Origin of the sequence: Sporosarcina sp. HYO08 (assembly GCF_001563475.1) — a bacterium.
Taxonomy (GTDB): domain Bacteria; phylum Bacillota; class Bacilli; order Bacillales_A; family Planococcaceae; genus Sporosarcina.
The window spans coordinates 40,204-62,359 of the sequence record NZ_LPUT01000001.1 but is presented as its reverse complement, the minus strand read 5'-3'; the positions used below and the strand labels follow the sequence as shown (position 1 = coordinate 62,359).

Below are 22,156 nucleotides of genomic sequence, written 5' to 3'. Positions count from 1 at the left end.
GCCTAAATTTATGATCCGAATGAGCTAATTCTACCACTCACTCATTTTTTAGTTGTATGAACTGTCAACTGACTGCAAACACTAATTCTACAAACAAAATATCATTGAAATGTCGCGCGACAAATGAGAGTCGCACGGCAATTCAACCGAAGGGAGTGCGGAATATGAATACAGCATCCTCCATAATCACTCACTATAGACATCTTGTGACAGTCCTTTTCCTATTGGCCGTAGCAGACGCCTACTTCACAGACCTCGGGCTACGTAATGATCATGTGACAGAAGCTAATCCGCTAATGGATCTTTTGTATTCAAACAGCGTTTTGGGCTTCTATCTCATTAAAATCAGCTTGCCGTTAGCCCTGCTCTTTATAATTTCAAAAATTCAACCGAAAAGATATTTAAAACTATTAATAGGTTTTACTTTATTGTTGTACAGTTTCGTTCTTAGCCAGCATTTTTTATGGATCTATTTATTGGTATTCCTATAACTCTTTCACAAAGAAAACTCCATCGCTCAATCACGATGGAGTTTTTTCACGCTTATATTCCAAACAATTTCATCATAATCCACGCCGACGCATAGAAGATCATGAATTGAACACCAGCGCCAATGCCTAATATACGGTTCATTAATCCTCCTACCGCCGCAACCGTAAATGTAACAAAGATACCGACAAGCTGCCCTTCATGAAAGGCTAGTAAACAGGCAAGGCCAATAAACATTGCAATAATGGCTTCTTGGCTAATGAATTTCATAACAAGGACAGAAGCTTTTCTTGCATAATTCATTGAAAACGGATAGGCAATTAAAGAAGCTACACCTAATCCAATCGCTCCATAAATAAAAAATTCCCACGCTGTTAAATGAGTATGCAAATTATTGATCGGATCGACCGTGAAGACCGGCGGTGCATTAAAAAGTGGTGATGCCGGTCCGAGCGCGACTGGACTTAATGGAATCCCAAATGCAATAAGCGGGATAATTGTTTCTGCAATATACGTTGATTCTGTTACGCCGTTCATGACTGATAAGCTTGTTGTTGACTTTTTATAAGCACCTTTTGTTCGTGAAGCGACCGCTTCCCCCATTAGTGACGTCATCCCGACCGGACTAAAGACGAATGTTAATGAGGAAATAAAGCCCGTAATTGCTGTGAATGCTTGCTGTCTGCTAGATAAGATTTTTAATGGATTCGGGAAGAAGCCTTTCCAAGCTTTGGTTTCCGGCGCCAAATGATATTCTTTTGGCTTATGCTTTCTAACAGAATGCTGTGCCGCCGAAGACGACGCGATGAGAATGTCAGAAAACATCGGACCAATGGCAATGCCTAAGAAAAAGCTGATCGCCAAATTTTTATCCAAAATCGAAAAACTAATCAGATTTAAACTTTTAATCAAAAAAGCAAATGGCAAAATCATTAAGACACTTACCCATTTTCCTTTTGAAAAATAGGCAATTAAAATGGCAGCAAGTGTAAAAATAATGCCTGCTGAAGCTTTAAAGAAATCCGCAAACTGTCCTAAAAAATGTCCTAATAAAACAGCCGTCGGCAAGGCAATAAAGGCACCAATAATACCGCCAGAAATCATTTTCCGTAGGGCAATATGCGGCATGCCCATCCTTCGAAGCGTATCCGCATGGTCAATTAACGGAACTGCCAGCGTATCGCCGGGAATACCCATTAAAGCAGTTGGCACCGCATGGGTTAAATGTTTAGCAAGGACCCCCGCCATAAAGAAAGAAAATACCGCTGCGGGCGGCGCACCTAATAAAATAACTAATAACGTCAGCGGTACCATAATTGCTGTTTCATCAGTTCCAGAAACAAGGCCGATTAATGTAAATACCACAGCTCCAATTAAAGCAAATAAAATTACAGTTACGAGTAAACTCATTTTCGACTCTCCCGTTCAAGGGCTTTAAATTGTTCATAAATCCCTAGCTCTTCTAATTCCTTTTTCGTGATTGGATCATTTTCTATATATTGGAGTTCTTCATGCGGGTTTAAATTCAAATCATGAAAAGCCTCTCGCATACCGTTGACAGAAGATTGTTCCTCTACTAATTTGCGGTTCGGTTTGAAGACAAGAGAACAGATGAATAATGAAAATAATCCTCCTAAAATGCCTACGAGGAGCGAATAAGATGTTACCATATTTTCACTCGCGACAGTTGAAAAAAATCGAAGCCCAAGATTGTATGCCCCTAAACTTACGAGGATATTAAAAATAATCGCAATGATTAATGACTTTGGCAGAATGGTATCCCCTAATATTTCAAAATAAACCTTTTTTCCACCTGATGTTGGATGGTGCTGCGGCACGTAATTCACCTCGCTACTTATTTTTTTGTCGATAACCATCTAATTATAGCGAATCATTGTCCGTTTTACATAATAAAAGCCCTAAAAGCACGTTGCTTTTACGGCTCAGACATAATTGATCTTTATTATAATTGCTGCTTCATTTGTTCATACTCTTCTTTAACAGCTTTCACTTCTTCTGAGGGCGCGGGTGTTAAAGAAACCCAACCGTGCGTAAACATTAAATCGAAAATTTTTCGATACTGTTCGGATGTGGCTTTTAATAGGGCGAATGTAGTGGAGTAAAGCTTTTCATGACTTACTTGCTGTATGGCTGACAAATACGTTTCTTGTAATGATTTCTCTATGGACAGTAAATTTTTCATCAAGTCATAATCATTTTGCATGGCTTTTTCTGGTAATGGTGTTTTAGGATTTTCTATTTTCTTTGCCGTCATGACGATCCACCTTCTTTCGCATTTAATAAAGGTAGTAAATTATTAAAGTGCGTTAAATGCATTTGAGCAGCTTCGGAAAACTGATTTTTCAAGTCAGGCAATTGACAAGTTTGTGCCGCTTGCCGATATTGTTTAATGGCATTTACATTTAAACAGAGCATTTCCTTTAGATAAGTAATATCTTGAATCGAAATTATTTCGGGCGGTGTAAAGTAAAGCGGCAGTTTTTTGCTAGTACCCGCTTTTTCCTCTTGTTTCTTTTCCTGGTTTAAGTTTTGATCGTCACTTGATGGATCTTGTTGCTGTTGCTGTTGCTGTTGCTGTTGCTGTTGCTGTTGCTGTTGCTGTTGCTGTTGCTCATTTTGCTCACTTTCGCTTTGGTGTTGACAGTTTTTCTGGCCCTGTTGATCATTCTGCTGTTCTTGATTGTTCGTTTGTTCGTTTGGCGAGGATTGTTCTGCCGATGGATCTGGATTTCCGTTCGTTTGATCATTTACACGGGATTGCCCAGAATCATTTTGTTGTCCGACAGCTTGGTCTTGTCCTTGCTTTTCTTGTTTTCCTTGTTCACATGACTGCTGACCTGCTTGTTGACTTTGTCCTGGCTGCTCGGGTTGTGTAAAACCTTGTTGTATTTGTTCGGGTGACTGCAAAATGGAATCTGATGAAGATTGGCTTTGATCTTGGTTTGGCTGTCCTGATTCATCCGATTGCTGTGGTTGCGCTGCTTGTTCATTTTTTTGTTGCATTTGTATTTGTAATTCTAATTCTTGTATTTGAAGTTGAAGCTTTTGCAGCATTTTCGACTGAACATCTTGTTGCTGTTGCCCTGCATCCACCGTGTCGTCTCCTCCTTCTGCCATTTTGCATAGTATGAAGCCAATCGTAAGAACTATACAAGACTGTTGGGAAATGCACGCATAACAAAAACAGAAGGGAAACGAAACCCCTTCTGTTTTTTCAATTAGCCAACAACAAGTTCTTCTTTTGGTGAAACAATTTCTTGCACTTCAGTACCATCTAACGTTTCTTTTTGCATTAACGCTTCGACTAACCGATCGAACTCGTTTGCATGTTCTTTAATAAGCTGCTCCGTTTTTAGAAGCGCTAGATCAAAAATTTCCTGCATTTTCACTTCTTTTCTGCTTTCATTAAACGTCAACGTAAATCCGTCAGACAGAAGACCTGTATCGACCATTTGTTTAATGATATCTTGCGCCTGCTTCACATCTCCACTAACGCCGATGCTATGCTCACCAAGAACTGTACGTTCCGCGACGCCTCCCGCTAAAATCATACAAACTTGATCGAACAATTCACTATAGGTCGATAAATGCAGTTCTTTTTGAATCGGCGCTACATATCCAAGCGCTTGTCCGCGCGGAATAATCGTTGCTTTTCGAACAGAACCAGGTTTTGTAACAGCTGCTACTAAGGCGTGACCCGATTCATGGATTGCAACACGGCGCTTCGTTTCGATATTATTAAGTGTGCGTGACGTACTGCCGAGAATGGTACGATCAATCGCAAAATCTAAATCATCCTTATCGATGACTTCACGACCGTCCCGGATTGCACGGCGGCTCGCCGTTTCAAATAACGAGCCAAGTTCGGCACCTGAAAAACCGGATGTACTTTCTGCAAGCACATCCAGCGATGCATATACTTCTTGCGCCAATCGCTTGCCTTTCGTATGAATATCGATAATTTCCCTTCTGCCGTTTGTATCTGGCAAAGGAACTTGGAAAGTAAAGTCAATACGGCCTGGACGTAAAAATGCATCGTCTAACAGGTCTTTTCGGTTTGTTGCGGCAATAAATAAAATACCAGCATTGTCATTACCGCCATCTAATTGTACTAAAAGCTCTGTCAATGTTTTTTCCGCTTCTTCCCCGCCATGTGCTTTTCGCTTGGCAGCAAGCGCATCGACTTCATCTATAAAAATAACAGCGGGTTTATGCTTTCTTGCATTTTGAAACAATGTTCGAACACGAGAGGCACCAACCCCTACGAATAATTCAGTAAAAGCAGCGCCGCTTGAAGAGAAAAATGTTGCGCCAATTTCTTTTGCAATTGCTTGGGCAAGCATCGTTTTCCCTGTTCCCGGAGGTCCATATAAAAGGATGCCTTTCGGTGGCTCAATGCCAATTTGTGCAGATCGTTTCGGATCTTTCACAATGGATAACGTCTGAAGAATTTCTTCCTTCATTTCTTCTGGAAGCCCGCCAACATCTTGTAAACGGATATTTGGCAGCGGCGTCGATTTAGCGGCACTGTTTTTCATGGATGAAGCACCAATGCCGATTTTCCCTTTACGATGCAGAACAATTAAAACCGCAATCGCAATAATGACGAACCCAGCAAGAATCCATCCGCTGTATGAACTAGAATCACTATATATATATGAAATATTATATTTTCCGACAAGTTGTTCAACAATTTGACTGTGTGGACGAACCTTTGTCACGTACAACTGATCAGCAGTTTGTAAGTACAACGTTCCATCCGATAGTTCTTTCAATTGGACAGATGGCCCATGCTCAGCTTGAATGGTCTTTTCCATTTCAGAAAAAGAAATTGCAATGCCTTGATTTGCGCCAAAAATTGACCATCCGATCATACCCACGATTCCAATGACTAAGAGGACTAGAATGACAATCTTTGAGGCAAAACTAAATTTCAAGCGTTCCCATCTCCTTCGAAATTTATACATTTATTATAATGAATTTCATTTCATTTGAAAAGGTTAATCATTGGAATCACCGGCAAAATCCGACATTTATGAAGGAAATTTGAATACATTTCTGGGGTTTATTGGGTAAATAAAAGATGGGGGTGTCCCAAAACGAAGTGCCAAGCACTTCTGGGACAGCCCCATCTTGGTTTATTGTAAATAACGTCTTGCACCGGCGTAGTTTGTTTTATATACACCTGTATTAAGCGAAATAATTTCTACTTTTTTCAATGAATTCGGTGCATGCAGCATTTGTCCATTTCCAATGTATAGGCCCACATGATACACTTTTCCTTTTCCGCCACTGTAGGCGAAAAATACCAAATCCCCAGCTTGCAGCTGATTTTTCGCAACAGGTTTCCCATTCACCGCTTGCACGAAAGAATCTCGTGGAATGAGAATGCCGTGATTTTTATAAACAGAATGAATGATCCCTGAGCAATCGAAGCCGAAACCGGATGTGCCGGCCCACAAATACGGCAGCCCCATGAACATCTTGGCGTCATTCACAATATCTTTCTGTGTAGGTTTTGGAATGGATGCGTAATTTTGAAATGTTTTTACATCTTGTTTTCGTAAATATTTCACACCATTCGCAGGGGTTTGCACGTGCAGCCAATTGCCTTCTTCCTTTATGATCGGCAGAATGGTCGTATAGCTAATATCCATGAACTTCCTGCTTGTATTCGCATCGTGATAAAGACTAGCGATTGGAACATCTACAACTGCAATTGGACAATTTTTATAGTTTGGATACTGCTCCGTAATATGAGATTTCGGCACCCAACCTGGATAACCAGCTTTTTGATGTGGGACATATTGATCTTTCACGGCAATTTGCACCCAATTGCCGCTTGTTTTTAAAATGGAAACTTCTTGTCCATACAACGCTTGTGTATCCACTTTCCCGACAAGCCACTGCTTTTGCGCCGTCGTCATGCTTTTCGTCCATTTAGCCATATCGACAGGTTTGGAAAGTGAAGGCTGATCGACCTTTCGCGCTTTATTCGGCTCTTTCCATAATGAAGTCACCTGGACATCTACAACATATGTTTTCGCATTATCCGGTTGATAACAAGCAAATGGCTGCTTAAATTCCGGGTTTAATATTCTTGCGAGAAAAATTGCGAAATGTGATTTAGTCAAAAAAGCGCCCGGTTTATACGTGTTATTTTCATAACCCGTCGTCACTTCATTCGCAAATAACGTTTTGATAAACGGTGAACCCCAATAAGTTGTCGGAATGTCCCGAAAATTGTAGTCGGACGTTCCTTTCAAATCAAATGCAATCACAAGAATTTTCGCCATTTCTGCCCGCGTTAAAGACTTTTGCGGCATGAATTGGCCGTTGTTATTTCCTACCATAATGCCTTCATCAACGATCGCGGCGATGATGTCGTAACTTTCATCCTCAGGCAAAACATCAATAAAATTCGGTGCCGGACGATTTTCTGTTTCAAGCCCGAGTGCTTTCACAATCATCGTTGAGGCTTCCAATCTTGTAATCTCATCGTTCACACCGAAGCGCTCGTTTGGATTAGGTGTAATGATTCCTTTTTCGGCCAAAAAGTCCATTTCGGCCTTCACCCAATAATTATCTTTTACGTCCGTAAATAACGGTGCCGCAGAAGCAGAACCGAATCCCGTAAAGACGAAAACGATGGAGATCAATACGACAAACCATTTTTTCATTAGCAACCTACCACCCTTCCCCATAAACTATGTATCTATTAACGTACCGAAAAATAGGTATTCTGTACAGCTTTATTTTTCAAACAAATAAAACACCGAGAGGAACGATGCTTGTTTACTCCCATAAAAAAACATAAGCAGCCCCCCTCTGTGGACTGCCTACGTCAAAGTATAGATAAAGTCGTTTTTCGAATTTGCCAATACTTTTTTAAAAGATAATATGATTATCAGGTATCTCTTCAGCCTGGTTGAAAACGCTTGTCAGCCTAGGCGCGAAGTCGAGCGAAGACGCGAATAGAACTAAAGTTCATGAGCGGACGAGCGAGACGAGCAACGACGGATGCGAGCGTTTCTCAACAGGCTGAAACGTAAGCAGTCCCCCTCTGTGGACTGCTTACGTTTTAAGGTATCTTACAAAAAGGTCTTTTGAATAGTGATTCGCTGAGCACTTTAATTCAAAAATCCTTTCTGCACCTGCCTTATATGATTGCTTTTTCCCCTAACAACACGGTTGAAATGACGGCCACTGCCTGATCGATTTCATCCTTTGATACAGTGAGGGGCGGTAATAATCGAATGACATTCGTCCCCGCTTGAACGAGCAATAATCCTTCCTGCTCTGCTTGTTGAATAAACGGAGCCACTTCTTGTTCACAGTGGATGCCAAGTAGCAAACCTTTTCCGCGAATGGAATAGTGATCGTTCGGCAAAGCTTCTGTAAGCTTTTTGATCAAATAGGCTGACTTGTCGTTGACTTCTTTCAAGAAAGACGGTTGACATACGATATCCACTACAGTTTTGGCTACAGACACCGCGAGTGGATTCCCGCCGAATGTGGTGCCATGCGTACCTGCTCCAAAAGATGGGAAAAGTGCCGCTTTCCCGAGCATCGCACCGATTGGAAACCCACCACCCAGTCCTTTTGCTAACGTCACAATGTCTGGCTGTAAAGGCGTTTGTTCAAAGGCATAACACGTTCCTGTTCGGCCAATGCCGGTTTGTACTTCATCGACGATCAACAAAATATCCTTTGCTTTACAGACATCTGTAATCGCTTGTGCAAATGCCGAGTCAATTGCATTGACACCGCCTTCGCCTTGAATGACTTCCAACATAATCGCCGCAACGTCATCATCAATCGCCGCTTCCAATTGTGCAAGGTCATTGTAAGGAATCGTTCGGAACGTTTCAAGCAACGGTCCAAATCCTTGGCGCACTTTTTCCTGACCTGTTGCAGACATCGCGCCGAACGTACGCCCATGAAACGATTGTTCGAAAGTAATGATTGTATGTTTCCCCGTATGTTTTCGTGCAAGCTTAATCGCCGCTTCATTCGCCTCGGCGCCGCTATTACAGAAAAATGCGTGATCGAATGGCGTTTGATCTACCAATGCTTCTGCAAGTTGCTCCTGCGCAGGAATATCAAACAGGTTCGAAATATGCCAAAGCTTTTCGCTTTGTTCCTGCAATGTTTTAACTAGTTCAGGATGCGCATGACCAAGGCTGACAACAGCAATGCCACTCGTAAAATCTAAATAGTTTTTTCCTTTGTCGTCCGTTACAATCGTCCCTTTTCCACTGACGATCGGCACACGACGCTTGCCGTAGTTTTGAAATAAATGACTCAAGACAAAACCCCCTCCCCTTGAATAACCGTTCCCGAAAGCTGTTGCCCGACGATTTGTACGGAAGGTATGCCCGCATCGATACACGCAAGTGCGCCTTCGACTTTCGGAATCATACCGCCATAAATGTCACCGGATGCAATCCATTTTGTAATATCCGTAGCTAACACATGTTGCTGTGTTGTTTCCTCTATTTGAATGCCAGGCGTATCTGTCACGAATAGTAAACTGTCAGCGCCCGTCGCGAGTGCAATTTGACTCGCAACGGTATCGGCGTTAATGTTTAACGGCGACCCATTCGATGCCGCCCCGATGCATGAAATAACCGGAACGAAATTTGCTTGTAACAATGAATCTAGGATTGTTGTTTGAACGTGCTGTATTTCTCCCACATAACCATACAATGCTTCATCTAATAGTTTGCATGTGAATAGATTTCCATCATAACCGCTTAACCCAATGCTTTGGATGCCATGAGCATTCAATCCATGAACGAGCGCAGGATTCACTTGGCCGATTAATGTTGCTTGCACGATGTCAACCGCTTCCTTAGATGTCACACGGATCCCATTGCGTACGGATGACGTTACTTGATGATCTGCGAGCGCCTTATTGATCGCTGGACCGCCCCCATGAACGATCATCATTTCATGACCTTCCTCGATCATTTTTTTCAAGTTGACGAAAAATGCTTCGTCCATGCCTTCCAGCATGCTTCCCCCAAGCTTAATGACCATTCGTTTACGTACGGTATGTTCCGTTAATTTGGACGTACTCATATGTCAAATCACACCCCCACGCGATCCCTTTCCCAAGTCCTTTGTTAAGATGAACGGTAAACTTCACTTCTGGCTGCTTGAGATAAACGAGCAATTTTTCCTCTGAAAACGGTACAGGTGTACCATTCTTTACGACTGTCGTCGTGCCAATTAAAATTTCAATTGCATTCGGATCGATTTTGGCACCGCTTCGTCCGACAGCGGCAATAATACGCCCCCAGTTGGCATCACTGCCGAAAACAGCCGTTTTCACAAGCGGCGAACCGACAACGGTTTTTGCAATCATTCGCGCCTCTGCATCTGTCTCTGCACCAGTTACTTCAGTTTCAACGAGCTTTGTTGCCCCTTCCCCGTCCTTTGCGATCATTTTTGCAAGATCTTGGGACACTGCATGCAATGCTTCAACAAATGCTTCCCAATCCGGATGCGCCGGCGTGAGTGATTGATTTCCAGCCAATCCATTTGCCATGACGAGCACCATGTCATTTGTCGATGTGTCGCCATCGACCGTGATTGAATTATACGTTAAATCGGTAATCGATTTTAAAGCGCCTTGTAAATGGACAGATTCAATGTTTGCATCTGTTGTGACAAAAGCGAGCATTGTTGCCATATTCGGCTCGATCATACCGGAACCTTTTGCCGTTCCTGCAATGACGACTTCTTTACCGTCGATGACTGTACTGTAGGCAACGTTTTTCGTGACTGTATCTGTTGTTAAAATGGCCTGCGAAAATTGTATCGATCCTTCAATCGTACTGCACGGTTGGATTTTTTGAATGCCTTTATGAATCGGCTCCATGTTCAATAACTCCCCGATCACACCTGTTGACGCAACCCCGACTAGATTTGGCGAGATACCAAGCTTCTCTGCCGCCAACTGTTGCATTTCAAGGGCATCTTTCATCCCTTGAGCCCCTGTACATGCGTTCGCGTTCCCCGAGTTAATAAGGACTGCTTGCATTTTACCTGTTTCTTTCACAACACTTTTTGTCACAAGTAACGGTGCAGCTTGAAAGGCATTTGTTGTAAAAACGCCGGCTACATTTGCCGGAACTTCACTGACAAGCAGCGCTAAATCACTTTTTCTATATTTCAATCCACAATGGATACCGGCTGCTTTAAAGCCCTTTGGCGAGACGATATTTTTACGCGAGATGCGTTTTACGTTTGAAGTCTTCGTGATCATCATCCTCTTCCTCCCTTTATATGAATGCTGGGACATGGGTCAAACCTGTCGTTTCATCTAATTGAAACTGGATGTTCATATTTTGAATGGCTTGCCCTGCTGCACCTTTCACCAAATTATCAATGACCGAAACGATCGTCGCACGGTTCGTCCGTGGATCTACTTTCACATGCAAATCACAGTAGTTGGATCCGTACACTTGATTGGTTCCGAATTTCCCTGACTCCCGCAGCACACGTACAAATGGGTTGGATGCATAGGTTTCTTCTAAACATTCCACAAGATCGGCTTCCGCCACGCCTTGTTGGACGGGTGCATAACTTGTTGCTAAAATGCCTCTCGTCATCGGCACAAGATGCGTTGTAAAGGTTATTGCCGTGGACTGTCCTGCAAATTGGTTGATCGCTTGTTCGATTTCAGGTATATGCTGATGTTCATGTAATTTATAGATGGCTGTATTTTCATTTGTTTCACTATAGTGCGTCATTTGACTTGGCGTATTTCCCGCACCCGACACACCGCTTTTTGCATCGATCACAAGATAATTCGGATCAATGAGCTGATGTTTAAGCAGCGGCAATAATGCAAGCAGCACTGCCGTAGGGTAACAGCCGGGATTTGCAATCAATTGTGCCTTTTCGATGGCCTCTTCGTTCCATTCCGTTAGACCGTAGACACTTTTGTCAACCGCATGTTGCGGCGCAGGTTCTTTTTTATACCAAGCTGCATATTGCGCGGCGTCTTTTAATCGAAAGTCTCCAGATAGGTCAATCAACTTCGTGCCATTTTCAAGTAATGGCGGCAGCAGCTCACTTGCAACACCGGCCGGCGCACTTGAAAAAATGACATCGAGATTTGCGAATTGTTCCTGATCTAGTTTTAGAAGCGGCTGATCATACATAGATAGTAGATGTGAATATCTCGTTGAAAAGACCGTCCCTTCATCCGATGAAGTGAATAAATCGATTTTTTCAACTTCAGGATGATTGTGCAATAGCCGGAGCAATTCAAGCCCTCCGTATCCTGAAGCACCAATAATTCCAATCTTCATGATGATCACCTCTCCTTTGTTTTTTAATTTTTGAATTAAAATAAGTATATGCATGCATAATTATAAAGTCAACTGTATTTTTATTTATTTTCTTGCAATTATTTTTGAATACGTTTTCATTCGCGCAGTAACAACTTTATTAATTCGCGCAAAGAATATGCTATAATTCTTTTAGTAGTTGGTACTAAACTGGCATTGAATTATAGGAGGTTACTATGAGCGATTTATTGAACCTAAAAGGAAAAAATATTGTCGTGATGGGTGTGGCAAATGAGCGAAGCCTAGCTTGGGGTGTTGCCGAATCACTTTTCACTGCAGGCGCAAACGTTATTTTTACGTACCGCAAAGAACGTTCACTTGAAAAACTGCAGCGCACGTTAGAAAAAGGTGGACATGAGGCGAGAATGATCGTCCAATGTGATGTGAACGAAGATGCAAGCCTACACGAAGCATTTGGCAAAATCGGGGAAGAAGTCGGCATCATTCACGGCGTTGTGCATTCACTTGCTTTCGCGCATCAGGAAGATTTGAGAAATAGATTCGTGGAAACGACGCGCAGCGGTTATGCATTTGCACAAGATACGAGTGCTTATTCATTAATCGCGACAGCAAATGAAGCACGTTCCTATATGACTGAAGGCGGTTCGATCGTGACAATGTCTTACCTAGGCGCAGAACGTGTAGTGGACGGATATAATGTGATGGGTGTGGCAAAGGCGGCACTTGAAGCGTCTGTTCGCTACTTAGCAAACGATCTAGGAAAAGAAAACATTCGCGTAAACGCGATTTCTGCGGGTGCAGTTCGTACGCTGGCTGCAAAAGGTGTTCCTTCATTCAATACAATTTTGAATAAAATCGAAGAAACAGCACCATTAAAACGCAACGTCACACAAGAAGAAGTAGCGGATATGACGATTGCGATGTTAAGTAAGTTATCAAGCGGTGTCACAGGCGAAACGATTTACGTCGATGCTGGATACCATATTATGGGATAATAAAAAAACTGCGGACAAAGTTTTTCCTACTTTGTCCGCAGTTCTTTATACTTGCTTCAACAATCCTTTATTTCCTTTTGTAATGATATTCTCGTAATCGATATATTCATAAATATCATCGACAATGAGGTCGCTAAACTGTGCAAGTTCAGCGATTGTTAAATCTTCAATCGCCTTCTTCTGCTCTTCACAATAAATAATAATTCTCCCCACGATTTCATGTGCATCACGGAATGGTGTTCCTTTTGCGACTAAATAATCCGCTACTTCCGTCGCATTTAAAAAGCCGCCTTTAATCGCCGCCTTCATATTGTCGTCATTCACTGTAAGCGTATCGATCATTTTAGACATAATGAGAAGACAATCTCCGACTGTATCAAGCGCATCGAAAAACTGCTCCTTGTCTTCCTGCATATCTTTATTATATGTTAATGGCAAGCCTTTTAGCGTCGTTAACAATGCAAACAGCGAACCATACACACGGCCTGTTTTCCCACGAATGAGTTCTGCGGCATCCGGGTTTTTCTTTTGCGGCATAATGCTGCTGCCTGTTGAATACGCATCCGCCATTGTAATAAATTTAAATTCTTGGCTGCTCCATAAAATGAGTTCTTCGCTCAAACGGCTTAAATGCATCATAATAATCGAGAAATCCGATAGTAATTCTAGTAAGTAATCACGGTCGCTGACGCCATCTAAAAAGTTATCGACAGGCTTATGAAATCCAAGCAATTTTGTCGTCACTTCACGATCGATGTTATGCGTCGTTCCCGCAAGTGCCCCGCAACCAAGCGGATTCTCGTCCAAAATATCAATGGCATTTGCCACACGTCTTTTATCACGCTTAAACATTTGTGCATATGCGCCGAGATGGTGGCTGAATGTAACAACTTGTGCACGTTGCATATGCGTATAACCCGGCATAATCACATTGTTTGCTTTGGCTTTTTCTGTCAATGAATCAATGAGCATTTGCAGCTTGTCCATCACTTCGCCGGCCTGATTTTTTGCATACAATCGCATATCAACCGCGACTTGGTCGTTTCGGCTGCGTCCTGTATGGAGTTTTTTACCCACTTCGCCAACACGTTCCGTTAAATGCATTTCAACGAAAGAATGAATATCTTCATAATTCCCTTCGATTTTCAATGCACCGGATTCAATATCTTCTAAAATTGACGTGAGCCCGTTCATAAGCAGGTCGCCTTCTTCCGGTGTCAATAAATCGCAGAATACGAGCATCGTCACATGTGCGCGGCTGCCTGCGATATCTTCCCGAAACAACCGGTAGTCAACCGGTAAAGATGTATTAAATTGCTCCATAATATGATCTGCTTGATCTGTAAAACGTCCACCCCAAAGCTTCATGTAGGCACAACTCCCAATATGTATTTCTTACAATAATAAGTAACATTTTATTGAATTGCAACAAGTTTGCAGACGCCTTTCACAGTAGACACGTACACTCTACTTGCTTGCTCCAAGGGGCCAGTCATGCTATGCTTGACATACTAATGGAGATAAATGAGTGATTTGAACATGAAAAATTATTTACAAATGACATCTAAACTTAAATCAAAACCACTAACCCCTTGACCAACATTCGTCAAGGGGTTTTCTTTCCCTAAGGCAACTATAAGGAGGATTTCAAAGTTGACAAAAGCGTCTCATTCCAAAGCTTCATTACTCGCCATATGGATTAGTTTAATTAGCAATATTTTATTAACGATTCTGAAGCTTGTTGTCGGTTTTCTATTTAAAAGCCCCGTATTACTGGCGGATGGATTCCATAATGCAGGAGATGTCATGGCAAGTGCAGCTGCACTCACCTCGATGCGTATTTCAAAGCGCCCGGCAGATGAAGATCATCCGTATGGACACGGGAAAGCGGAAGTCATTAGCTCGGCGATCGTTTCGATGATTTTAGGAATCGCTGCTATTTACATCGGCATTGAAGCAATTCTTGCCTTATTTGAAGAACCGGCGAAGGCAAGCGTACTAGCTCTTTTAACCGCATTCGTTTCGCTCATTTGGAAGCAGGCATTATATGTTTATACGATGCGCATCGGCCGGCAGGAAAACAGCAAAGGATTGATCGCCACTGCTTACGACCATCTTGCGGATGTTTACGCATCGGGCGCAGCGGTTATTGGAATTGGTCTTGCACTTCTTGGGGATTTATTCGATATTCGCATTTTATTATTCGGTGATCCGATTGCGGGAATTATCGTCTCTTACTTAGTGTTAAAGCTTGCGTATGATATGGGCAAAGAATCCTTAGATATTTTAATGGAAAGAACAGTGAGCCAACAGCGTTTGGATGAGTTCGCTGCCTTGATTAATAGCTTTGAGGAAGTCAAACGAATCGACCGGCTCCGTGCACGTGAACATGGTCACTATATACTGGTCGACTTACGAATTGGCGTTCATGGCGGTATGACAATTCAAGAAGGACACGATATTTCAAAAAAAATTCGTAATCTTATTATGGCAAAACATCAAGATGTCGATGAAGTGCTGATTCATTTAAATCCCTGGTATGAGCATGATTGATAAATACAGCAGCGCATTTGTCCGATGAGGGGCGAATGCGCTTTGGTCGTTTCACAATCCCTATAGAAGTTACTTCTCTCTCCTTAATGGAGGAAAAACACTTTGAAGGCGATTAAAATAATAATTGAACCACTCAAAACGGTGCCACATTGACCTACCGTAAAAGAACCAATTTGCACATGCGCAACTTTAGTTCCAACTTTCACTCCTGCCCAAAGACAAAGCAAACTGCCGATCGCAGCGGTAATGGAAATCGCGAGCGGAGACAATCCGATTAACCCGGCCCCCAGTCCATTTGTCAATGCATTGGCGGATAAAGCGATGCCGAGAAAAATGGCTTCGACCCACCCAATATGGCCCGACTGATCCACATCCGCCTCTTCAGGATTTCGCAAGATCTCATGATAGTTACCGCCAGAAACTTCAACGACTTTTTTCTCTTTTGGTTTTGCAAGCGTTATGACGCGGATCCCGATGATGAGCAAAAGAACCGCGCCGATCGTAGAGGGCAGCATTCCGGGTATAATGGAAGCCATCCAAACGCCAAACGTAATCCCCCCTAGACTCATAAGAAAGCAAATGAACGCGATGAGAATATTTTTTCCTAACCGTATTTTTATGTTTTGAACGCCATAGGAAATCCCAACGCCCAAATTATCAATGTTTGACGAAATTGCAAATGCTAAAATCATTAGCCAAGACACGATGCAACACCTCTATTTTTCCTCAGTATATTTTTCCTTTCGACAAAAGACAGGCCTTTCCGAAGATCAGATTCGCCAGGAAAGAAAGTTGTAGGCTATACTATGAAGAGATGAACATAAAGGAGTGGACTTTCCGAATGAATTACACCGTTATTGAACGTTGCGATAAAGAAACTGAAGAGACATTGCAGCCTGTTACGGAGCAATTTCTGCAAAAAGAAGTCGGTTATTTAAAGCAAAAGCAAAAGGAATTCTTATACGTTGAATCGCCCGATTTTAACAACATCCGAGTAGATGCTGTCGTTCTTGAGTGCGATGACGTTTTTCAAACAATTACCGCGCTGTTTGGATTTAAAGCGCAGAAAAAACATAGAGATGCTATCACAACATATTTACAGGAAAATCTAAACGGCGCATTCAGTGCTTTATTTTCCGGAGATGAAGGATTGTGGGAAGTGAATATTACATTAGATGGAATGGACAGTTTTAACGAAGAATCGTCTTTAGCAGACGCTCTGCAACTTGTCCATTCATTCGTAGCACAATTGGCGGATGTAGTGGAAGCCGCGTGAATAGGATGGGAACAATTTGAATGAGTTAGGGTTTTTATACACATATGTGCGGCATGTAGATGAACAGGACTTATGCCGTTTAGAAATGCGCGCTTTTTTTGGCGAAGATACGCTGGGTAACGTCATCAAAAGTACGGTGAGAGTGGATGCAGATCGCAGCCCTTTTATGAAAGAAAGATTGGAAATTATCTTTGAGGATGCGGAATTCGAAGGTCTGCTTCGGCAAGTTTCAAATTTTCAAGTGGAAGGCGAAACGTTTCGTGTCATGAGTATGAATACGACGGATTTGGATGGCGAAAAGAAATTTCCCCATGCGGATCGTCGAAAAATCGAACGTGAAATCGGTCTATGCATACAAGGCGAGCCAGATTTAACAGCGCCGGCCGTTTTGCTCGGTGTCGTAAAATGGAACGGTAAATGGTTCTTTGGGAAGTATGAAGAAAGTAAAGCGATCTGGTTTCACCACCAAAAAAAGCCTCATTCTTATTCAACCGCTTTAAGTACACGCGTTGCCAGGGCCGTCGCAAACATCGCCGTCCCTTTCCCCGAAGGCATCCGCGCCATCGATCCATGCTGTGGCATTGGAACTGTTTTAGTTGAAGCACTTTCCATGGGCATCGATATGATGGGACGCGATATTAACCCACTTGTCGTCAAGGGGTCACGCAAAAACATTGCCCATTTTGGCTATGAAGGAACAGTCGTGAAAGGTCCTATCGCGGATGTGCGTGAAACTTACGATGTCGTCGTGATCGACATGCCATACAATTTATTTACCCATATTACCCCTGAAGGACAATTGGGGATTATTCAAGATGCGCGCCGCATCGCTAAGAAGGCCGTCATCGTTACTGTCGACACAATTGACAATATGGTTTCGGAAGCCGGCTTCTCTATTGCCGACCGCTGCGTCGCAAAAAAAGGAACGTTTGAACGGCAAGTACTTGTTTGTGAATAAGTGAAAAATTAAACGGGGCTATCCTAAAGCGAAGTGCCAGGCACCTCTAGGACAGCCCCGTTTTTTTAGATTTATTTTGAAACTTGTGTTGTAAAATCGGCTAACAATCTTGCACCGTAGCCTGTTGCAGCTTTCTGGTAATAACCAGCAGTTTTTTGTTTATCCATCATACCGGCCATATCAACATGAAGCCACTTCGCCTGTTCTGGTACAAAACGGCGCAGGAAAAGAGCTGCCGTAATGGAACCCGCCGTGCTTAGTGAACTAATATTGTTCATGTCGGCATAATCGCTTGCGAGTGATGCATCGTACGCTTCGATTAATGGCATTGGCCAAACGAAATCACCGTTGTCATCGCCAACCTTTTTCATGATACCCGAAAGTTCTTCGTCACCAAAGACGCCGCCGATTTCTGTCCCAAGCGCATTGACAATTGCACCTGTTAACGTCGCGATATCGACAATATATGTTGCATTTAATTCACCCGCACGAATGAGGGCATCAGCTAAAATTAGACGGCCTTCTGCATCCGTATTCCCCACTTGAACGGTTAATCCATTTTTATAACGAATGACTTCCCCTGGAAGAACAGACTTGCTATCTGGAATATTTTCCGCAATTGGAATTAAAGCAACTACATTCGCTTTTGCTTTTGACGCGGCGAGCAATGACATCGCGCCTGCAACAGCCGCAGCCCCGCCCATATCAAAGCGCATATCGCTTAAATCGCGGCCGCTTTTCAGACTGATACCGCCCGTATCGAATGTCACGCCTTTACCGACAAGTGCTACAAGCGGCTTTGATGCATCACCTTCATAATGAAGCTCTACAAAAGCCGGCGGATATTTACTGCCGCGTCCAACTGTCAATAAGCCATTCATCTCTAGCTGACCTAGTTTTTCGAAATCGAAAATTTCAACTGCAACATTTGTTCCTTCAAAATGACTTGAAAGCATTTCCGGGAACGTTTGCGGATTTAATACATTTGGCACTTCATTCATTAAATCGCGAGAAAATGCTGTTGCTGCGGCACGAATTTCCCCTGCCTCCACAGCTGCTTCAACGTCCCCATTTACTTCCAAATTCGTTTTATAGGACTCGGCATTCGATTTGTAAATGACAAATTCATAGGCTCCCAGTTCCCATCCTTCTACAAACGCTGTCACAACTTCATCTTGTGACAAATTAGAAAATGCGCTTCCTAAACGATCGGCCTCAATGGATGCCTTTGCAATTTTCTGCGCCTTTACGTCACGGGCGATATTCCCAGCAACTGTTCGTACTTTTTCAAGGTTTTGTTTTTCTATCTCTTTCACAACAACATATTGCGCATCCTCAATAAGGACGGTGCAATGTTCTGTCTTCTGCTGGGCAATGAATTGCCTGTACGCCTCATTGTCCGCAATGAGCAGATCATTCGCAAAAATGATTTTTACTTCATTCGTCATGTTATTTCCCCCTGGCTCCATATTCGACACTGAAAATAGTTTACCATAAAGACCCAAGGGGAACGAGTTTTCCTACTTCCCGAAAATAGCGTTTCATTCGCATGTTTAAATTAGGCTTCTAATACATGTGAATGATTTTCTTCATATTCATTATTTCTTAGAACATGAAGTGTATATAAATCTTTTGGGATCTCATATAAGTCATAAATCGCTTCATTCACATTTATTTGTTCTAAGAGATTTTTTCTTATTTCATTCGCAAATACAACGTACGGTAATTTTTCAGCTGCTTTTCGCGAACGAATATTGGTTTTTCTTATCTTCATAAAGACTGTTTCCATCCCACATTCGAAGAATAGCTCTTTAAAAAACGCGTCCTTTGCTAATTGGTTGTAGCCTTTACCATGATAGGGTTTCCCTAACCAAGTTCCTAAGAATCCAGCATTATCTTGAATATCAAATAAGCTAATGGTTCCAACAGGAATGCCCCATTCATCAAGTATTGTTCTTGAGATTAATTCTCCCTGCTCTTCTAATTGGATCGTCTGTTTCGTACTTAACAAGAATTCATAATAAGATGCCGCTTTTTCACGTACAAACGGAAAAACTTCTGGATGAATCATTAAATCAAATAAAATTTCAGCATCTTGTAATTCGCGTTTCTTTAGCATAATCCCACTCTCTTCAAATTAGGATGTTTATCTATCATAAGAAAGGGGCCATCCCAAAACGAAGAGCCAGGCACCATCGAACACTACATAGAGTATCATCATTGAAAAATGACACTACATTTTAACAGCGTTTGGCGGTGCCAGCCACTTCTGGGACAACCCCTCTTGCATAAATTCTTTTATATACTATTGTATAAATGATTGATTGATTAATGAATAAACATAAAAATCTCGTCGTCATGCTGGTACTGGTACCATAAATAAAAATGGTAGCTACATAAATTATTATACATACTTTTTTATTTTTTAGAATGAGGCAATTTATATTGTTGTCATTAAATATTTCGATACAATACTCGGGAATTCGATATGTTTTTCTAATCACTCTCTTGTCTTTTTCACACTCATCAGCGCAATCACTTTCTGATCATGCGCCGCGCTACTTTGTCCATTGCGAAAAAGCCACCCATCATAGGTGGCTTTCCATTGCATTTATAACAAGTACCAAATGTAATTTGCTTCCTCAACAGATCCAGATGAAACCGCCTGTTGTTTCGGCATTGAAATCTTCGGCGTATCCCCTTCAATGAGTACATTCACATGAGGGTTCGCTTTGACAGCTTGATCGAATAAGGCAACCGTTCGCTCATTTGCCTCACCACCCGCCATCTCCATTTCTAAATACCACTTGAGATATAAGTAGGCTGCTTCATCGACGGCCTGGTCTTCATATTGCTGTAAAACTTCCGAAGCTTTTTCGTACGCTTCACTTTGAATAAATGAAGCAACCGCCAAATATCGTGCACCTTGATGATCGCTAGGATTTAGTGTCACTAGCTTGTCAAATTGCCCGGCAGCTTCCGATTTGCGGTCATTTTCATACAAGAAGACACCAAACGCAAAAATCGCACGCATATACGGCCTGTTCGTAACAAGTCCCCATGGAATTTCAGGTTCATCGTCGAACAGCTTTTCCCCATTTTGAATCGCCTGTTTGTACAATCGCTCAATTTCCTGTTCATTTTCCGCCATTTCAACTTGCAATAAAAGGGCATCTACATTTTCGGGATCTTCGGCGAATGCTTGCTCGGCGAGATGACGTCGCTCTTCTCCATCTTCCGCATCATAAGCACCGTAGGCAAATGCTTGTGCACGCTGCTCTTTTCCAGCAGGTTCAAATGGCTCATTCATCGTTTGTTGGATAACCGCTTGCAGTTGATCCATCGTTTCGATCGTTAATGAGGATGTCTTGCATAACATTTCCCAATTGAATCTTTCCGTCCTAAGCGGATCCGTTCCAATCGAATAGGCAACGGGTGGCGTATTTTCCTTTTCTTCTACATCTTTCATCATTTCATCGACCAGGTCATGCAGTTTGTCCACATGCTTTTTCATAGATCCCGGGGAAATGCCGAACTTCTCGCCAATCTCCGCCTGTGAATAATCACCTTCAATCAGATCTATGTCATTCGCTACTTTAAATAGGGACGCCGCGATAACTTCAGGCTTACGGAAGATCGGTTGGTTCCTAACAAAATACGAAGCTGTTAACAAGCGGAGGAACGTAAGACCCTCTTCGTGCAACTGAAGCGACGCTATTTTCTCTTCAAGAATTTTTGCGACTTCTTGCTGTTCAGACGTCAAATTTTCTTTGATGATCGCTGCAGCCTCATCTACATCTTCATAATCTGCATCATTCATTGTTGCGATGATTTTATGGATATCTGCCATATGTGCTTTGAAAAATTCATGGCTCGCGGTGTAGCCGCTTTCCTCAGCAAACGACTCAATTTTCCGTTCAAAGGCTCTATTTTTATTGTAAATAAATGTAAGTCCTTCTATGAGATAGATGCCATTTTCCCGCTCTCTTTCATCGGGCAAAACGATTCCGAAAACAATGTGATTCTGTCCAACTTCCATCCCTTTTTTTCTTGGGATGGAATATTTCTGGCGGCCAAGCACTTCCTCTACGACAAAATAGTCCTCGTAAATAGCAATCGGTCTTGCTAATAAAACGATCGGATTTTGCCATTTTTCCAATACTGTGCGTACGACAGGCCTCATTTGCTGATTCAGCGTCCGCAGTAAATACCTTTTCCATAGATCGGTTCTCGCAACGAAAAGAAAGTATTCAGCTAACCGTTCAGAAATGTCCTCATTTGATAGCCACTTCCCAAGCTTGTATCGCCATTCCCTTTCTGTCCGTTCCAGTTCGGCATAGTCCGCTGGAAGACTAACGGCGTTTTCAAAAAACTTGACAAGAATACGCTCAAGCTCTACTTCCACAAGTTGCTCATTCGTCTTCTCGTTTTTCAACGCACAACATTTTTTATACTTTTTCCCGCTTCCACACGGACACGGATCATTTCTTCCAATCATTCGTACACGACCTTTTTCTTTTTACTATATCAAAAACTACGG

General features: G+C 42.4%; 20 protein-coding genes. 5 read left to right on the top strand and 15 right to left on the bottom strand.

What is annotated here, in order from left to right:
• Nucleotides 1–56 precede the first annotated feature (56 nt).
• Entirely contained in the window at nucleotides 57–491 is a 435-nt protein-coding gene (locus AU377_RS15885) for a DUF5658 family protein (protein ID WP_368664413.1), read from the top strand.
• A gap of 52 nt (nucleotides 492–543) precedes the next feature.
• Here the strand turns inward: AU377_RS15885 and AU377_RS00280 are convergent, their stop codons facing one another.
• From AU377_RS00280 to argC, 10 genes are all read right to left on the bottom strand, one after another.
• On the bottom strand, nucleotides 544–1,899 hold the full coding sequence (locus AU377_RS00280; RefSeq protein WP_067402372.1) for a tripartite tricarboxylate transporter permease: 1,356 nt from the start codon (nucleotides 1,897–1,899) through the stop codon (nucleotides 544–546).
• Nucleotides 1,896–2,327 (bottom strand): hypothetical protein, encoded by a 432-nt coding sequence (locus AU377_RS00275; RefSeq protein ID WP_067402369.1) that lies wholly within the window; start codon nucleotides 2,325–2,327, stop codon nucleotides 1,896–1,898. The genes AU377_RS00280 and AU377_RS00275 overlap by 4 nt, the downstream gene beginning before the upstream one ends.
• Nucleotides 2,328–2,452: 125 nt before the next feature.
• A complete protein-coding gene (locus tag AU377_RS00270) occupies nucleotides 2,453–2,764 on the bottom strand; it encodes a spore coat protein (protein WP_067402362.1) in 312 nt (103 codons plus the stop codon).
• Nucleotides 2,761–3,603: a hypothetical protein gene (locus tag AU377_RS15410; RefSeq protein WP_067402359.1), complete on the bottom strand. Its 843-nt coding sequence runs from the start codon at nucleotides 3,601–3,603 to the stop codon at nucleotides 2,761–2,763. The genes AU377_RS00270 and AU377_RS15410 overlap by 4 nt, the downstream gene beginning before the upstream one ends.
• A 125-nt stretch (nucleotides 3,604–3,728) precedes the next feature.
• Complete coding sequence (locus AU377_RS00260) at nucleotides 3,729–5,384, bottom strand: AAA family ATPase (protein WP_253724357.1); 1,656 nt, start codon at nucleotides 5,382–5,384, stop codon at nucleotides 3,729–3,731.
• Between the two features lie 264 nt (nucleotides 5,385–5,648).
• Nucleotides 5,649–7,190, bottom strand: coding sequence for an NlpC/P60 family protein (locus tag AU377_RS15170; protein ID WP_172793999.1), 1,542 nt, complete (start codon nucleotides 7,188–7,190; stop codon nucleotides 5,649–5,651).
• A 479-nt stretch (nucleotides 7,191–7,669) separates the two neighbouring features.
• Entirely contained in the window at nucleotides 7,670–8,818 is a 1,149-nt protein-coding gene (locus AU377_RS00250) for an acetylornithine transaminase (protein ID WP_067402354.1), read from the bottom strand.
• Nucleotides 8,815–9,594 (bottom strand): acetylglutamate kinase, encoded by a 780-nt coding sequence (gene argB, locus AU377_RS00245; protein ID WP_067402350.1) that lies wholly within the window; start codon nucleotides 9,592–9,594, stop codon nucleotides 8,815–8,817. Before argB ends, AU377_RS00250 begins: the two co-directional genes overlap by 4 nt.
• Nucleotides 9,557–10,786, bottom strand: coding sequence for a bifunctional ornithine acetyltransferase/N-acetylglutamate synthase (gene argJ / locus AU377_RS00240; RefSeq protein ID WP_067402347.1), 1,230 nt, complete (start codon nucleotides 10,784–10,786; stop codon nucleotides 9,557–9,559). The genes argB and argJ overlap by 38 nt, the downstream gene beginning before the upstream one ends.
• Before the next feature lie 13 nt (nucleotides 10,787–10,799).
• Entirely contained in the window at nucleotides 10,800–11,834 is a 1,035-nt protein-coding gene (gene argC, locus AU377_RS00235; RefSeq protein WP_067402345.1) for an N-acetyl-gamma-glutamyl-phosphate reductase, read from the bottom strand.
• A 215-nt stretch (nucleotides 11,835–12,049) separates the two neighbouring features.
• On the opposite strand from argC, the gene AU377_RS00230 reads away from it, so the two are divergent.
• Nucleotides 12,050–12,829, top strand: a complete 780-nt coding sequence (locus tag AU377_RS00230) for an enoyl-ACP reductase (RefSeq protein WP_067402343.1) — start codon at nucleotides 12,050–12,052, stop codon at nucleotides 12,827–12,829.
• 45 nt (nucleotides 12,830–12,874) lie between these two features.
• Here AU377_RS00230 and argH read toward each other — a convergent pair whose 3' ends face one another.
• Entirely contained in the window at nucleotides 12,875–14,197 is a 1,323-nt protein-coding gene (argH, locus tag AU377_RS00225; RefSeq protein ID WP_067402335.1) for an argininosuccinate lyase, read from the bottom strand.
• A gap of 285 nt (nucleotides 14,198–14,482) precedes the next feature.
• On the opposite strand from argH, the gene AU377_RS00220 reads away from it, so the two are divergent.
• Entirely contained in the window at nucleotides 14,483–15,382 is a 900-nt protein-coding gene (locus tag AU377_RS00220) for a cation diffusion facilitator family transporter (RefSeq protein ID WP_067402332.1), read from the top strand.
• Nucleotides 15,383–15,465: 83 nt separating this feature from the next.
• On the opposite strand, the gene ytaF is transcribed toward AU377_RS00220, so the two are convergent.
• Entirely contained in the window at nucleotides 15,466–16,089 is a 624-nt protein-coding gene (ytaF, locus tag AU377_RS00215) for a sporulation membrane protein YtaF (RefSeq protein ID WP_216635638.1), read from the bottom strand.
• 134 nt (nucleotides 16,090–16,223) lie between these two features.
• Between ytaF and AU377_RS00210 the strand changes: the two genes are divergently transcribed.
• Nucleotides 16,224–16,658, top strand: a complete 435-nt coding sequence (locus AU377_RS00210; RefSeq protein ID WP_067402328.1) for a hypothetical protein — start codon at nucleotides 16,224–16,226, stop codon at nucleotides 16,656–16,658.
• A 16-nt stretch (nucleotides 16,659–16,674) separates the two neighbouring features.
• Nucleotides 16,675–17,616 (top strand): TRM11 family methyltransferase, encoded by a 942-nt coding sequence (locus tag AU377_RS00205; protein ID WP_067402324.1) that lies wholly within the window; start codon nucleotides 16,675–16,677, stop codon nucleotides 17,614–17,616.
• Between the two features lie 71 nt (nucleotides 17,617–17,687).
• Here the strand turns inward: AU377_RS00205 and AU377_RS00200 are convergent, their stop codons facing one another.
• From AU377_RS00200 to AU377_RS00190, 3 genes are all read right to left on the bottom strand, one after another.
• Nucleotides 17,688–19,064, bottom strand: coding sequence for a M17 family metallopeptidase (locus tag AU377_RS00200; protein ID WP_067402321.1), 1,377 nt, complete (start codon nucleotides 19,062–19,064; stop codon nucleotides 17,688–17,690).
• A 110-nt stretch (nucleotides 19,065–19,174) separates the two neighbouring features.
• On the bottom strand, nucleotides 19,175–19,735 hold the full coding sequence (locus AU377_RS00195; RefSeq protein ID WP_067402318.1) for a GNAT family N-acetyltransferase: 561 nt from the start codon (nucleotides 19,733–19,735) through the stop codon (nucleotides 19,175–19,177).
• A gap of 492 nt (nucleotides 19,736–20,227) precedes the next feature.
• Complete coding sequence (locus AU377_RS00190) at nucleotides 20,228–22,114, bottom strand: SEC-C metal-binding domain-containing protein (RefSeq protein ID WP_067402316.1); 1,887 nt, start codon at nucleotides 22,112–22,114, stop codon at nucleotides 20,228–20,230.
• Nucleotides 22,115–22,156 lie beyond the last annotated feature (42 nt).

What these genes read in the sequence shown, in the direction of transcription:
- AU377_RS00280 (WP_067402372.1), bottom strand. Translation starts at nt 1,899, where the DNA reads ATGAGTTTACTCGTAACTGTAATTTTATTTGCTTTAATTGGAGCTGTG.
- argH (WP_067402335.1), bottom strand. Translation starts at nt 14,197, where the DNA reads ATGAAGCTTTGGGGTGGACGTTTTACAGATCAAGCAGATCATATTATG.
- AU377_RS00200 (WP_067402321.1), bottom strand. Translation starts at nt 19,064, where the DNA reads ATGACGAATGAAGTAAAAATCATTTTTGCGAATGATCTGCTCATTGCG.
- AU377_RS00190 (WP_067402316.1), bottom strand. Translation starts at nt 22,114, where the DNA reads ATGATTGGAAGAAATGATCCGTGTCCGTGTGGAAGCGGGAAAAAGTAT.
- argJ (WP_067402347.1), bottom strand. Translation starts at nt 10,786, where the DNA reads ATGATGATCACGAAGACTTCAAACGTAAAACGCATCTCGCGTAAAAAT.
- AU377_RS15170 (WP_172793999.1), bottom strand. Translation starts at nt 7,190, where the DNA reads ATGAAAAAATGGTTTGTCGTATTGATCTCCATCGTTTTCGTCTTTACG.
- AU377_RS00210 (WP_067402328.1), top strand. Translation starts at nt 16,224, where the DNA reads ATGAATTACACCGTTATTGAACGTTGCGATAAAGAAACTGAAGAGACA.
- AU377_RS00230 (WP_067402343.1), top strand. Translation starts at nt 12,050, where the DNA reads ATGAGCGATTTATTGAACCTAAAAGGAAAAAATATTGTCGTGATGGGT.
- argB (WP_067402350.1), bottom strand. Translation starts at nt 9,594, where the DNA reads ATGAGTACGTCCAAATTAACGGAACATACCGTACGTAAACGAATGGTC.
- AU377_RS00195 (WP_067402318.1), bottom strand. Translation starts at nt 19,735, where the DNA reads ATGCTAAAGAAACGCGAATTACAAGATGCTGAAATTTTATTTGATTTA.
- AU377_RS00260 (WP_253724357.1), bottom strand. Translation starts at nt 5,384, where the DNA reads ATGATCGGATGGTCAATTTTTGGCGCAAATCAAGGCATTGCAATTTCT.
- AU377_RS15885 (WP_368664413.1), top strand. Translation starts at nt 57, where the DNA reads ATGAACTGTCAACTGACTGCAAACACTAATTCTACAAACAAAATATCA.
- AU377_RS00270 (WP_067402362.1), bottom strand. Translation starts at nt 2,764, where the DNA reads ATGACGGCAAAGAAAATAGAAAATCCTAAAACACCATTACCAGAAAAA.
- argC (WP_067402345.1), bottom strand. Translation starts at nt 11,834, where the DNA reads ATGAAGATTGGAATTATTGGTGCTTCAGGATACGGAGGGCTTGAATTG.